A 12508-nucleotide genomic window follows, 5' to 3' on the forward strand; every position below is an offset into this window, starting at 1 on the left:
TTGATACATGACCAGAGGAGCGAAAAGGCTTATGCAGCGTCAACGTTTACAAACACTGATAGAGATCGCCGTCATGGCAGCGGTCGCCGGGGTACTGAGTGCTTTGACCCCTTTGAAAGCATGGTGGTTTTACGGAGGATCCATCAGCTTGGCGATGGTTCCCATCGTGGTCATTTCCTTTCGCCGAGGATGGAAAGCAGGGGTGTTCTGCGGTTTTTTGGTCGGTCTGATTAATTATCTGTTAGAACCTTTTATCGTCCACCCGGTCCAGGTGGTACTGGATTACCCCGTCGCCTATGCCGCTTTGGGTGTGGCCGGTGCCGTTTCTCTCCGGGATACCGGCAAGGCCGGGGAGGCCGGGGTCAACATCCTACGCATATCCGCAGCTGTTGCCCTGGCCGGTCTGTTCCGGCTGGCGGCCCATTTTATCTCCGGGGTCATCTGGTTTGCCGCCTATGCACCGGAGGGGTTGTCTCCGGTTCTTTATTCCTTCCTGTATAACGCCTCCTATATCCTTCCCGATACATTTGTCTCCATCGCTGTTATGGCGGTACTGATCGCCAAAGCACCTCATTTGGTGCGGGCTTCGCGATGAGCAGGAGAATCGTGATTGTCGCCGGGGGTGAAGTTTCTCCCGAGGATTGGAATCTTCTCGTTCCCTCGGATGAAGTGATCGGAGTGGATGGAGGCCTCCTGTTTCTGAGAGAGGAGGGAATCCGTCCGTCTTTGGCGGTGGGAGACTTTGATACGGTGAATCCGGTAGAGATTGATCGGTTGAAACGGGAGGAAATCCCCGTGAAAAAGCTGCCGGAGGCGAAGGATATGACGGATACCCAGTATGCCGTGGAGACGGCACTGGGCCGTTTTCCTGAGGAAATTCTTATCCTGGGCGGACTGGGAGGTTCCCGTTTCGACCACGCCTTGGCCAATCTGTTTTTGCTGGAGCGGGTGGAGGAAGCCGGAGTCCGATGTACCCTCCGCCATGGTCGCAACCGGGTGCGCCTCTGCCGAGGAGGCGATCAGATGACGATCCGATCGGGGGAGTTCCGTTATGTCTCCTTGCTGGCGCTGACGGATCGGGTGGAGGGGCTCACCTTGAGAGGATTTCTTTATCCCTTGACTGACGCAGTCCTCACGCGGAGCCGACCCCTGGGCATCAGCAATGAGCTGACCGATGACACCGGCCGGATATTCCTGAAGTCGGGAAAGCTGGTAGTGATCGAGAGCCGGGATTAGTTTTGGTTTTTCACAACGCTTTCGTCGCAGAGGCTGTTATGGGGGAGAGAGAAGGCTGTCCGGTCGGCGGGGTTTTTCGGAGTTGGGATTCGAAGTTCTAGGCACGAAAAGACCTTTATAGAATATAAATAAGTGAAGGGTCGAAGGGTTCCTCGATGACCAACTGGGTGAAGGAGGGGTAGGGGTGAAGTTTTACACGATTAAACTCCCAAAGTTCCTCGGCGGGATGGTTAAGGTCTTATTAGGTGTTTTCAATAAGCAAAAATAGCGGGGCGGTTTTTGGATTCTCCTTTCCCCGATGTTCGCCCGGTGGGTTTTCCCGCGTAGGGTGATGAAAAGGATCGAGACCTTCCGATATGGGAAAGAATCCATGTTCGGGGATCACTCATTCATGATAAATAGGAAAATCTTCAAAGGGTTTTCGTGATTTTACGGCGATCCGCCGGGCTTTTGTTCCGGACTTGATGGGTCCTCCCCCGAGTGCCAAGGATCTTTGCCGACCCGCCACTTCTCCCAACTGGGTTACCAGGTGGGGTATTCGCTGTATACAGATGAAACCCGGTCTACATTTGGAGATCGGGTTTTCGAATTTCAAAGGATAGCTCCCCCAGAGGAAAGTAAAAAGCCAACCGGCAGTGTCCGGTTGGCTTGTTTTTGAGCCAAAAACATCATCGGTGTTTTTGGTACTTGTAGCGAGGATTGAAAAACCCGCCGTCCGATCAGACGCGGGTCACTTTCCCCGATTTCAGAGCTTTGGTGCTGACGTAGACGCGTTTCGGTTTACCGTCCACCAGAATTCGCACCTTTTGCACGTTGGCTCCCCACTTGCGCCGGTTTTTCCGGTTGGAGTGGCTCACTTTGTTTCCGGTGTGACCTTCTTTACCGGTGATATAGCAACGACGTGCCATAAGGCTTCAACCTCCTGACTTAACGGGAGAATGATTCTCCCGATTTTTCAAAGTGAATGATACCGATCGGTTCATGTTCTCAAGATAAAAGTGGATGACTCGAGAACAAAATACCCATCCATTCTAGCACAGCTGTTTCCGCCTTGCAAGAATGAAGCCCCTCGAGTATGATTGTTTTGGTTCCTTTTTTTCCGTATTTCCTTGTTGTACAATATCCGTAACTGCCAAAAGGAACCTCTTCTGAGGAGGAATTGCGATGACTCTGGATGTTTCTACGAATTACGGACAGATTGAAGTTTCCAACGAAGTGATCGCGACGGTCGCCGGAGTTGCGGCCATGGATTGCTACGGACTGGTCGGGATGGCTTCCCAAAGCCAGTTGAAAGACGGAATCACTGAACTCCTGGGACGCGAGAACTGGAGTAAGGGGATTGAGGTAAAAAACGACAACAACGAAATGGAAATCGATATGTACATCATTGTCGGCTACGGAACCAAGATTTCCGAGGTGGCCCACAATGTACAGTCCAAAGTGAAGTACACTCTCGATCAAATGGTCGGTTTAACCGTCAGTCGGGTGAACATTTTTGTTCAAGGTGTTCGGTTGGTGAGCGAAGAGTAAGGGGGACCACTGTTGCTACAGGAAATTGACGCAAATGTTTTTACACAGATGATCCGGGCGGGAGCCGTGAAGCTGAACAGCCATGTAGAGGAAGTCAATGCGTTGAATGTATTTCCGGTTCCGGACGGAGATACGGGCACCAATATGAACCTGACGCTAACCTCCGGTGTACGGGAGATGGAAAAGAAAGCGGCTTCTTCCTCCCATGTCGGCACTTTGGCGCAAGCGCTTTCCAAGGGTTTACTCATGGGTGCACGGGGGAATTCCGGTGTGATCCTGTCTCAGCTTTTCCGCGGTTTTGGTAAGGCGGCCGCCGATCATGAAACACTGACGGCCCGTTCCTTCGCGGAAGCGTTAAAACGGGGAGTGGAAACGGCTTACAAAGCAGTGATCAAGCCGGTGGAAGGGACCGTGCTGACCGTTTCCCGGGAAGCGGCAGACAAAGGAGTTTTGCGCTCCCGCCAGACGGAAGATATCACCGTGGTGATGGAAGCTGTCTTGACCGAAGCTCGTACTGCTTTGGAAAAGACTCCGGAGTTGCTTCCTGTCTTGGCCAAGGCCGATGTCGTCGATGCGGGCGGACACGGTCTGGTCCTGATTTATGAAGGTTTTCTGGCTGCCCTGACCGGTGAAGAAATTTCCTACACGCCGAAAAATGAAACGAAAAAACCTGCTCAACAGTTGGAGACCCTGGGTGAAATCGCCCACCGGAGAAGTGCTCAGTCCCGTTTCGACCCTGCGGCGATTGAACACGGATACTGCACGGAGTTTATCGTTCAGCTCTCTGAAAGAGGCGGGAAGACTTTCGAGGAGGAGCGGTTCCGGAGTGAAATCGGGCGATACGGGGACTCTCTTCTCGTCGTTGCCGATGACGATCTGGTAAAGGTTCATATCCACGCCGAGCATCCGGGGGAAACCTTGAATTATGCTCAGAAATACGGCTCTTTAACCCGGATCAAGATCGAGAACATGCGGGAGCAGCATTCCGCTATCCTGGAGAACGCCCCGGCGGATCCTTCACCGGCGGAGGTCGATCCGAAGGAGGAGCCGGCGGAGAAAAAGCCTTACGGGATCGTCACTGTGGCTGTCGGGGACGGGCTTACGGATATCTTCGGCAGCCTGGGGGTGGATGTGGTGATCCAGGGCGGGCAAACCATGAACCCCAGCACCGAGGAGATTTTACAAGCCATCGATGGAATCGGGGCTGATCATGTGATTGTCTTGCCCAATAATAAAAACATCATCATGACAGCCGAACAGGTGGTGGATCTGGTGGAGGTACCGGTGACGGTGCTGCCTACCCGGACGATTCCCCAAGGTTTGTCCGCCCTTCTCTCCTTTAACCCGGAAGAGACTCCCGAGTCCAACCGGGAGCGGATGATGGAAAGCGCCTCTTCCGTTCAATCCGGTGAAGTCACCTATGCGGTCCGGGATTCCCAGTATGAAGGTGGTCAGATTCAAGAGGGCGACTTCCTGGGGATTCGGGAGGGAGAGATCCAGACGGTCGGAGGCAGTCTGATGGCTACATCCCGGGGATTGCTGGCTAAAATGCTGGAAGACGGGGCTGATGTCACCACTGTTCTTTATGGGAGGGACGTCACAGACGCCCAAGTGAAAGAGCTGACGGACTTTTTGAAACGGAACTATCCTGAGGTCGAGTGTGAAGTGCATTACGGTGGCCAGCCTCTTTACTATTTCATATTCTCAGTCGAATAGACGGGGGTGTTTCCATGGCAAAGGTACAGGTGATTACGGACAGTACAGCGGATATCCCGAAGGATCTTGTCGAAAAGCTGGGGATTACCCTCGTACCCCTGAAAGTTCACCTGGAAGGTCAATCCTATCTGGACGGGGTTACGATTGAACCGCAGGAGTTTTATCGGAAATTGGCGGAGTCGGAGGAGATGCCGACCACCTCTCAGCCTTCCCCCGTCGATTTCGTTGAAGCTTACCGGGAAGCGGCGAAGGACGGGGAGACCGATATCATCTCCATTCACCTGTCCTCTTCCTTCAGCGGCACCTATCAGTCCGCCCTGCTGGCCCAGTCCATGGTGGAAGATGAATTCAAGGTGACTGTGATCGACTCCAAAACCGCTTCTTATGCCATCGGGATGATCGTTGTGGAAGTGGCTAAAGCGGCCCAGGCGGGCCATTCTTTGGATGAATGCGTCGCTGTCGCCAATCGGATGATTGAGGAAGAACAAGTCTACTTCTTGGTCGATACCTTGGAATATCTGCAAAAGGGCGGCCGGATCGGGAAAGCTTCCGCGATGGTCGGTTCTCTTCTCAATATTAAGCCGATCCTTTCCATCGACAGGGAGGGTGTTATCTTCCCGATAGACAAGGTGAGGGGCAAGAATAAGGCCAACACCCGCATTATCGAATTATTAAAGCAAAACACCGTCTCCGACCGATCCTATCGGGCGGGGATCCTGTATACCGACAACCGGGAAGAAGCGGAGAAATGGGCGGAGCGCCTGCAGGAAAACATTCCTTCTCTGGAAGAGACCGTGTTCGCTGAGATCGGTCCGGTGATCGGGTCCCATGTCGGTCCCGGAACAGTGGCGGTGGTGCTGGCTCCCGTACAGGAATGATTTGAAATCCAGGAGCAGTGTCTGTGAAGGGGGATTGGATGTGAAGTATCGTTCGGTTTTTGATATCATCGGTCCCGTCATGATCGGCCCCTCCAGTTCGCACACTGCGGGAGCGGCGCGGATCGGACGGGCGGCGCGGTCCCTTTTCGGTCGAAAACCCTCACGAGTGACGGTCACTTTTTATGGTTCCTTCGCTAAAACTTACCGGGGGCACGGAACGGATATCGCTATCGTGGGAGGCGTTTTAGACTTCGATACCCATGATCGGCGGATCGTTCAGTCCTTGGATATCGCCCGGCGGGAGGGCGTAGAGGTTGTTTTTCTCGAATCGGAAGAAATCCCGGACCATCCGAATACAGCACGAATCCTGCTGGAGGATGAAGCAGGTTCTACCGAAGTGACCGGGATTTCCATCGGTGGTGGGAAAATGGAGATTGTGGAGCTGAACGGTTTTGAACTGAGGCTTTCCGGCAGTTCACCCGCCTTATTGATTATGCACCACGATCGATATGGAGCGATTGCCAATGTGGCCAAGGTGTTGGCCGAAAACCGGATCAACGTGGGTTATATGCAGGTTTCCCGCAAGGAGAAGGGATCGATGGCTCTCATGATCATCGAAACGGACCAGTCGGTCGGGGACGAGATCCAAAATGAGATTTCCCGGCTCTCGGAGATTACCGGTGTCACCGTATTGCAGTAGCGGAGGTGTCTGTTCCGGGATCAAACAACAGCAAATGATGCCGCCGGTCGACGGTTGACACCCTTCGGTTCCGGCGGCATTTTTGTGGCGGGTTCCGTCTGCCTGCTGTGATGTCGCCGGTTTTTCTGTGTTACAATGACCCTGGACAGTACTGGCAAGCGAAAAACGCTCAGGAAGTGTTAAATAGATCCGCCTTCACAATCAACATCGGGCAAAGGAGTCGGTGGTTATGAACTTTCGAACCGTGGCCGAACTGGTAGAAGTGGCCGAGTCTGAAAACCTTTCCATTTCCGAAGTCATGATCCGCAAGGAGATGAAGGATTTCAACAAACCCCGGGAAGAAATCATGCGACAGATGGCTGAAAACCTCGATGTGATGGAAGAAGCCATCCATCGGGGATTAAACGAAGAGGTGGCCTCCCAGAGCGGGTTGTCCGGAGGGGATGCTCAAAGGATCCGCAAATATATGAAGGAGGCCGATGTTCTTCTTTCCGGCGCGGATGTACTGGACGCAGTCTCCCGGTCGATGGCCGTTTCGGAGATCAACGCCGCTATGGGAACCATCGTGGCAACACCGACAGCAGGGGCCTGTGGAATTTTGCCCGGATGCGTGTTTACGGCGGCGGACCGGTTGGGCTCCGACCGGGAAACGATGGTGCGGGCTCTTTTCGTCAGCGGTGCCATTGGATACTGTGTCGCCAATAACGCTTTTATCTCTGGCGCCGCCGGAGGGTGCCAGGCCGAAGTGGGTTCGGCGACGGCGATGTCGGCGGCGGCTGTGGTGGAGATGGCAGGGGGAACGCCTTCCATGTCGGCGGAAGCGGTCGCCATTGCTCTGAAGAATATGCTGGGTCTGGTGTGTGACCCGGTGGCGGGATTGGTGGAAGCTCCCTGTGTTAAGCGGAATGCGATGGGGGGATCCATCGCCATGGTCGCGGCGGATATGGCCATGGCCGGGGTAAAAAGCGTCATCCCCACGGATGAGGTGATCGGTGCTATGTTCCGGATCGGTCGGGATATGCCGACCAGTCTCAAGGAGACTGCTCTGGGGGGATTGGCGGCTACCCCGACCGGCCGCGCCGAGGAACGTCGGATTTTCGGAAAATCCGAGAAGTAAGATGGAGCTTCAAAGACGACCGGTGACGGATAGCGAAGGGATCGGGGAAAAACGGGCCGAAGATCTGGCCCGGTTGGGTATTCATTCCGTGGCTGATCTGCTGGAATACTTTCCGTATCGGTATGAGGATTATCGGATCCAGGATGTCGCTGAAGCGGCCCACGAGGAGAAAGTGACCCTGCGGGGAAAACTGTACGGGGCAGTCAGCGTGCGATGGTACGGCCGGAAAAAATCCCGCCTGACCGCCCGGATGGATGTGAACGGGGTTCACATTTCTGTCGTCTGGTTCAACCAAGCTTTTCTGAAAAAAAAGCTGGTGTCCGGGCGCACGATCATCGTGTTCGGAAAATGGGATGCCCACCGGCTTCAGGTGACAGCGGACCGTACTTTTATCACCCAGGAGGAACAGCAGAGACATGCGGGGCGGTTGGAGCCGGTCTATTCGGTAACAGGATCTCTCACCGTATCCGGACTGCGCAACGCGATTTACCGGACCTTTGTCCGGTTCGGACGGGAGATTGAAGAAATATTACCCTCGGAGCTTCTGCAACGATATCGGCTGATGGAACGGGCGAAAGCGATGTATTTGCTCCACTTTCCCAGAGGCCGGGAAGAAGGCAGAGAAGCGCGCCGCCGAATGGTGTATGAGGAGCTCTTCCTCTACGAACTGAAACTGATGCGTCTGCGCCAGATGAAAAAGAAGCAGGTTGAAGGCATCGCCCATTCGTTTGATAAGGAGAAGGTGGAGGCTTTTATCGGAGAGCTTCCCTTCTCTCTGACGAAGGCTCAGCGCCGGGTGGTGGATGAAATCCTTGGCGATTTGGCAGCGGAGGATCGCATGAATCGGCTGTTGCAGGGAGATGTGGGTTCCGGTAAGACCGTCGTTGCCGCGATCGCTCTTTATGCCAATGTTTTGAGCGGATACCAAGGGGCGCTGATGGTCCCTACAGAGATCCTGGCTGAACAGCATATTCATTCCCTCAAAGAACTCCTGGAGCCCCGGGGGCTTCAGGTGATGGCCTTGACCGGGAGTATGACCGCCCGGGAGCGCCGGGAGGTGCTGGGACAGATCCAGATGGGATTGGCGGATGTCATCGTCGGCACCCACGCCCTGATCCAGGAGACGGTGGTTTTTCGGAATCTGGGATTGGTGATTACGGATGAACAGCACCGCTTCGGAGTCAAACAGCGTTCGATCCTGCGCCAAAAGGGGCCGGTCCCCGACTCTTTGTCCATGACAGCTACCCCAATTCCCCGAACGCTGGCGATTACCGCTTTCGGGGATATGGATGTTTCCACCATCGACGAGCTTCCCGCAGGCAGGCGCCCGGTAGAAACTTACTGGGTGAAACGGGATGTCTGGCCCCGGGTGGTTCAGTTTATCGAAAAGGAATGCAATCGCGGTCGCCAGGCTTATGTGATCTGTCCTCTGATCGAAGAATCGGAGAAGATGGATTTACAAAATGCTCAGTCCGTCTTTGAAGAGATCGCTGTCCGGTTAGCACCCCTTCGCGTCGGTTTGCTTCACGGTAAGATGGCTCCGGCCGAGAAGGATGAAGTAATGAGGCATTTTGCCCGAGGAGAGGTCCAGGTCCTGGTCTCCACGACTGTCGTGGAAGTCGGTGTGAACGTACCCAATGCGACTGTGATGGTGATCTATGACGCCGACCGGTTTGGCCTGGCCCAGCTGCATCAGCTCCGGGGACGCGTCGGACGGGGGCGGGAGGCTTCCACCTGTGTGTTGGTGGCCGATCCCAAATCGGAAGCGGGAATCGAACGGATGAGGGTGATGACGGAGACGGCGGACGGTTTTGAAATCGCCCGCCGGGATCTGGAATTGCGAGGACCCGGGGAATTTTTCGGAGTCAAGCAGAGCGGGTTGCCGGAGTTTCGCATCGCTGATCTGGCAGAGGATTTCCGGGTGTTGGAAGTGGCTCGCGGCGATGCCGCTCGTCTGTTGGAAGACCCTTCATTTTGGGAAGATCCCCGTTTCAAGGGCTTGTGGAGTCATTTGCAGGAGGTTGGAGAGCATTCGTCCGATTTCGATTAGACAAGTTTTATTTTTGTTTCATTCACATATAATGGGGTTGTGATTGGAAAGACCTAGAGGTCGTAAAGGCCTCTAGGTCCGGATGGAAACCGATGGATCCCTGCTTTTTAAAAGTAGGGATTTTTTTTACGGGTTTTTCTCTTATACCGATGACCGTAGCGCTGTGAGAGCTGCATCAAAGTCTCGACCATTCTTACGACCGCAGAGAACAGCAGAATCCACCTCTCCACGTCCGTTCCTCCTTTCCAGCGTTGTCCGACGGCCGTAGGAACTTCATCAGCCAACCGAAGGACTTTGAAGTGTTCCGCATCGTGTCGCGAGGAGGAGGTTTATAATCGACCGGATGATAGTATGTGGAGGTGTGAGTAATGCTTTTATATTGATTTTTTGTTTATTATAAAAGTGAGTAGTTGGCCTAATCCTAATATACCAAATAGGTACAATGTTGTAAATACATAGAAATAACTTTTGCGGCTGTAACTTCCGGATTTTATCTAATAAAAATCTATTCCGTTTTTTCGCGAATGAAACGAAAAATGAATCCCGGAGTTTCTTTTCGGACGGGGATGCATAAGTATAGGAGAGGAACAGGAGGTGAACCCGTGAATTCCAAGACCTTGTTGTATCAGGAAGTCGCACGGGCGATTAATCGCACGTTGGGTCGAAAGGCGGTGACAGTGGAGCGAATCGTCAGAACTGTGGAGGAGGCGAAGCGGGTTCGAAAAAAAGAGGGGAGCCTGAGTCTGGTTCAATATCTCAATCATCTCACGGAACGTATGTTTTCACCGCCGGAAGTGGAAAAGTTGAAGCAGTCCCCGCGAAAAAAAGAGCTCTCCAATCGCATGTTGGATTTATTAGTGAAGGAACAGGTTATTACCCCTAGAGAAGCGGTCATGTTGAAAAAAATGGTCCGTTAGAAGCATTGTGATTTTCGATAATGGAACTCTTTTACCACTCGAACGACTCTTGCGCCGATGTGTTGTAACGGATGAGTAGCTTCCACCGTGGATGCTGACCTGCTTAATGAAGCATCCTCTTTTCCGGGGTCCGGGGGATTCGAAAAATGGGTGGACGGCGATAGGCGGTTATCAAAGGCAGAAAGACGGGCTGCCACATAGGATAGGAATTGTACTACTGCATCCCAAGCAGTCCTTGATAGAAGGGAGGACACCCTGTGAAGAACCGATTTCACCCCTATCGTTCCCGTTCGAGCAAAGGCGGTATCGTGTCGGCCAACCGAAGGGGCTGGCTGCGGGGAAAAGCCGAGGAGGGGGGGCGTGACATGCAGAGAAGAGAACAACGCTCAGACATTCCTTCCCATCCCCCCGGCAGTTTTTCCGACCGCATTCCTTCCGCGGAAAACGAGTGGACAGAGGATGCTTACCCTCCCCAGGGTTGGCCGGGTTCCAACTTGGAGGAAAAACCTTCGGGAAAGCCAAAGCCGGAAGATTGGGAGAAAGTCAAATATCTGAATCCCGATCCGTGGCTGGATGAACCGATCCCGGGCTGGGACATTCCATTTCCAGGAGAAGGTTTGGGCCCGGAGTCGGAGTATTCGGGAGATCAACAGCGCTCCCGGCAGGGCGGCGGCCATTCAGAGCAAGGATGGCGCGGGCGGTTGCCGGATCCCTGGATGGCTCCCCCTTCGCTTCCCGATACTTCCGACCCTCGGCGAAAAGGTTGGGAAGATCTCTCTCCTCGGACGGATGAGACGGAAGTGGTCCCTTCTCTTCATGTCCGGAACCATCAGAATCGACGGGCGGGTAAAAGGTTTTCTGCTAAAAGACGTCGGAGAAGAAAATCGTAAGATCAGCGTCTGTGGGAAGGTTCAACAGCATGAAAAAAGGTTTCCGGCACGTGAATGTCGGGACCTTTTTTCTTTTGATGTTTATAGACGCAAAAAAAAAGGGCTCGCAAGGAGCGAGCCAATGGTATCCGCGATCGGTTCGCGAATACTGAATGGGAGAGGAGAAACCGGAGGAAGAGCTTATGGGGAAACGTAAGTCTTCTCCGCGGTTTTGACAGCATCTCCCGACGCCGTCATTCTCTATCTTTACCCTTTTCCTCGGAAATATACATAAAGGTCTTGTTTTTTTTGTCGATTTTCATGTGTTCCATCTTTGTGGTAGGATAAAAAATGTTCAATCGATGACAGAAGGTGGATCTATGCGGATTATAGCAGGTACGGCAAAAGGGACCCGGTTGAAGACGGTTTCCGGCCAGATTCGTCCGACGACGGATCGGGTGAAGGAGTCATTGTTCCAGATCATCGGTCCCTATCTGGATGGAGGCTGGGTTCTCGATCTGTTTGCCGGCTCGGGTTCTTTGGGCTTGGAAGCCTTGAGCCGGGGGGCAGAGCAAGCGATTTTTATCGATCAATCCCGTTCCAGCGTGGACACGGTTCGAAACAATCTGAACGCCGCCGGCCTGGAAGGGCGGGCAGAGGTGTACCGGCGGGATGCCAAGGCGGCGATCCGGGCACTGGTTCGACGAAACGTTTCCTTTCGGTATATATTTTTGGATCCCCCTTATCGGGATCCGATCCTTCCCGGGGTGGTTCACCAAATCGCCGAAGGAAACCTCCTGGAGGAAGGCGGGGTGCTTGTCGCTGAACACGCGGCCCAATTCACCCTGAAAGAATCGTACCGGCAGATATACCGAACCCGAGTCATGCGCTATGGCGATACACAAATCGATCTGTACCGCCGGCGGGAAAAACAGGAAGAGGAGGTGGCGGCCGATGAGGGTAGCCGTCTATCCCGGGAGTTTTGACCCGATTACCAACGGACATTTGGATATCATCCACCGCGGGGCCCGGGTCTTTGACCGGCTGGTGGTGGCTGTATTGCATAATGCCAGGAAAACGCCTTTGTTTACAGTCGAAGAAAGAAAGCGGTTCATCCGTCATGTGACCCTGGATATCGGGAACGTGGAAGTGGACAGCTTTGACGGGCTACTGGTCGACTACGTACATAAGGTGAATTCCGATGTGATCATTCGCGGTTTACGGGCGATTTCCGATTTTGAATATGAGCTGAAGTTTGCATCGATGATGAGGGAGTTGGATCCGAAGGTGGAGACTCTCTATATGATGACGAATAATCAATATTCTTTCCTCAGCTCGGGAATTGTCAAAGAAGTGGCCCAACATGGCGGAGAGATCAGCAACCTGGTTCCGCAACCTGTAAAAGAGGCGTTGGTTGAAAAATATGGGCAAAGCTGACTACCCGATCGTCTCATGGAAATGATTCGACAAGGGGCTGATCGGGATAAGAAGTCCG

The 12508-nt window shown here is 53.5% G+C and carries 15 protein-coding genes; 13 read left to right on the forward strand and 2 right to left on the reverse strand.

Features of this window, described 5'->3' with window-relative positions:
- The first annotated feature begins 31 nt into the window (after positions 1 to 31).
- The 3 genes from thiT to spoVM all read left to right on the forward strand — a co-directional run bounded on the left by thiT (position 32) and on the right by spoVM (position 1504).
- A complete protein-coding gene (thiT, locus tag CHM34_RS16140; protein WP_169713787.1) occupies positions 32 to 595 on the forward strand; it encodes an energy-coupled thiamine transporter ThiT in 564 nt (187 codons plus the stop codon).
- On the forward strand, positions 592 to 1236 hold the full coding sequence (locus CHM34_RS16145; RefSeq protein ID WP_094265648.1) for a thiamine diphosphokinase: 645 nt from the start codon (positions 592 to 594) through the stop codon (positions 1234 to 1236). The genes thiT and CHM34_RS16145 overlap by 4 nt, the downstream gene beginning before the upstream one ends.
- Before the next feature lie 184 nt (positions 1237 to 1420).
- Complete coding sequence (spoVM, locus tag CHM34_RS20240; protein ID WP_141201746.1) at positions 1421 to 1504, forward strand: stage V sporulation protein SpoVM; 84 nt, start codon at positions 1421 to 1423, stop codon at positions 1502 to 1504.
- Between the two features lie 451 nt (positions 1505 to 1955).
- On the opposite strand, the gene rpmB is transcribed toward spoVM, so the two are convergent.
- The gene (gene rpmB / locus CHM34_RS16160; RefSeq protein ID WP_094265651.1) at positions 1956 to 2144 is read right to left on the reverse strand and encodes a 50S ribosomal protein L28; all 189 of its coding nucleotides are present in this window, start codon (positions 2142 to 2144) and stop codon (positions 1956 to 1958) included.
- 256 nt (positions 2145 to 2400) lie between these two features.
- Here rpmB and CHM34_RS16165 point away from each other — a divergent pair, with 256 nt between their 5' ends.
- From CHM34_RS16165 to recG, 6 genes are all read left to right on the forward strand, one after another.
- Positions 2401 to 2766, forward strand: a complete 366-nt coding sequence (locus CHM34_RS16165; RefSeq protein WP_094265652.1) for an Asp23/Gls24 family envelope stress response protein — start codon at positions 2401 to 2403, stop codon at positions 2764 to 2766.
- A gap of 9 nt (positions 2767 to 2775) precedes the next feature.
- Positions 2776 to 4482: a DAK2 domain-containing protein gene (locus tag CHM34_RS16170; RefSeq protein ID WP_206093829.1), complete on the forward strand. Its 1707-nt coding sequence runs from the start codon at positions 2776 to 2778 to the stop codon at positions 4480 to 4482.
- Positions 4483 to 4496: 14 nt separating this feature from the next.
- Positions 4497 to 5360, forward strand: coding sequence for a DegV family protein (locus tag CHM34_RS16175; RefSeq protein ID WP_094265653.1), 864 nt, complete (start codon positions 4497 to 4499; stop codon positions 5358 to 5360).
- A 40-nt stretch (positions 5361 to 5400) separates the two neighbouring features.
- The gene (gene sdaAB / locus CHM34_RS16180; RefSeq protein WP_094265654.1) at positions 5401 to 6060 is read left to right on the forward strand and encodes an L-serine ammonia-lyase, iron-sulfur-dependent subunit beta; all 660 of its coding nucleotides are present in this window, start codon (positions 5401 to 5403) and stop codon (positions 6058 to 6060) included.
- A gap of 229 nt (positions 6061 to 6289) precedes the next feature.
- Positions 6290 to 7177 carry an L-serine ammonia-lyase, iron-sulfur-dependent, subunit alpha gene (sdaAA, locus tag CHM34_RS16185; RefSeq protein ID WP_094265655.1) on the forward strand — a complete coding sequence of 296 codons (888 nt, stop codon included), beginning with the start codon at positions 6290 to 6292 and terminating at the stop codon, positions 7175 to 7177.
- Position 7178: 1 nt separating this feature from the next.
- Complete coding sequence (gene recG, locus CHM34_RS16190) at positions 7179 to 9227, forward strand: ATP-dependent DNA helicase RecG (RefSeq protein ID WP_094265656.1); 2049 nt, start codon at positions 7179 to 7181, stop codon at positions 9225 to 9227.
- 107 nt (positions 9228 to 9334) lie between these two features.
- On the opposite strand, the gene CHM34_RS20005 is transcribed toward recG, so the two are convergent.
- The gene (locus CHM34_RS20005) at positions 9335 to 9457 is read right to left on the reverse strand and encodes a hypothetical protein (protein WP_276207716.1); all 123 of its coding nucleotides are present in this window, start codon (positions 9455 to 9457) and stop codon (positions 9335 to 9337) included.
- A gap of 372 nt (positions 9458 to 9829) precedes the next feature.
- On the opposite strand from CHM34_RS20005, the gene CHM34_RS16195 reads away from it, so the two are divergent.
- From CHM34_RS16195 to coaD, 4 genes are all read left to right on the forward strand, one after another.
- Positions 9830 to 10144 (forward strand): hypothetical protein, encoded by a 315-nt coding sequence (locus tag CHM34_RS16195; protein WP_094265657.1) that lies wholly within the window; start codon positions 9830 to 9832, stop codon positions 10142 to 10144.
- Positions 10145 to 10401: 257 nt separating this feature from the next.
- On the forward strand, positions 10402 to 11034 hold the full coding sequence (locus tag CHM34_RS16200) for a hypothetical protein (RefSeq protein WP_094265658.1): 633 nt from the start codon (positions 10402 to 10404) through the stop codon (positions 11032 to 11034).
- Positions 11035 to 11393: 359 nt separating this feature from the next.
- Positions 11394 to 11999 carry a 16S rRNA (guanine(966)-N(2))-methyltransferase RsmD gene (gene rsmD, locus CHM34_RS16205; protein ID WP_094265659.1) on the forward strand — a complete coding sequence of 202 codons (606 nt, stop codon included), beginning with the start codon at positions 11394 to 11396 and terminating at the stop codon, positions 11997 to 11999.
- Positions 11968 to 12450: a pantetheine-phosphate adenylyltransferase gene (gene coaD / locus CHM34_RS16210; protein ID WP_094265660.1), complete on the forward strand. Its 483-nt coding sequence runs from the start codon at positions 11968 to 11970 to the stop codon at positions 12448 to 12450. Before rsmD ends, coaD begins: the two co-directional genes overlap by 32 nt.
- Positions 12451 to 12508 lie beyond the last annotated feature (58 nt).

This window comes from Paludifilum halophilum (assembly GCF_002245355.1).
Classification (GTDB): domain Bacteria; phylum Bacillota; class Bacilli; order Thermoactinomycetales; family DSM-45169; genus Paludifilum; species Paludifilum halophilum.

Coding starts and splice junctions, on each gene's coding strand:
- recG (WP_094265656.1), top strand. CDS start 7,179: ATGGAGCTTCAAAGACGACCGGTGACGGATAGCGAAGGGATCGGGGAA.
- CHM34_RS16175 (WP_094265653.1), top strand. CDS start 4,497: ATGGCAAAGGTACAGGTGATTACGGACAGTACAGCGGATATCCCGAAG.
- sdaAA (WP_094265655.1), top strand. CDS start 6,290: ATGAACTTTCGAACCGTGGCCGAACTGGTAGAAGTGGCCGAGTCTGAA.
- coaD (WP_094265660.1), top strand. CDS start 11,968: ATGAGGGTAGCCGTCTATCCCGGGAGTTTTGACCCGATTACCAACGGA.
- CHM34_RS16165 (WP_094265652.1), top strand. CDS start 2,401: ATGACTCTGGATGTTTCTACGAATTACGGACAGATTGAAGTTTCCAAC.
- thiT (WP_169713787.1), top strand. CDS start 32: ATGCAGCGTCAACGTTTACAAACACTGATAGAGATCGCCGTCATGGCA.
- rsmD (WP_094265659.1), top strand. CDS start 11,394: ATGCGGATTATAGCAGGTACGGCAAAAGGGACCCGGTTGAAGACGGTT.
- CHM34_RS16145 (WP_094265648.1), top strand. CDS start 592: ATGAGCAGGAGAATCGTGATTGTCGCCGGGGGTGAAGTTTCTCCCGAG.
- rpmB (WP_094265651.1), bottom strand. CDS start 2,144: ATGGCACGTCGTTGCTATATCACCGGTAAAGAAGGTCACACCGGAAAC.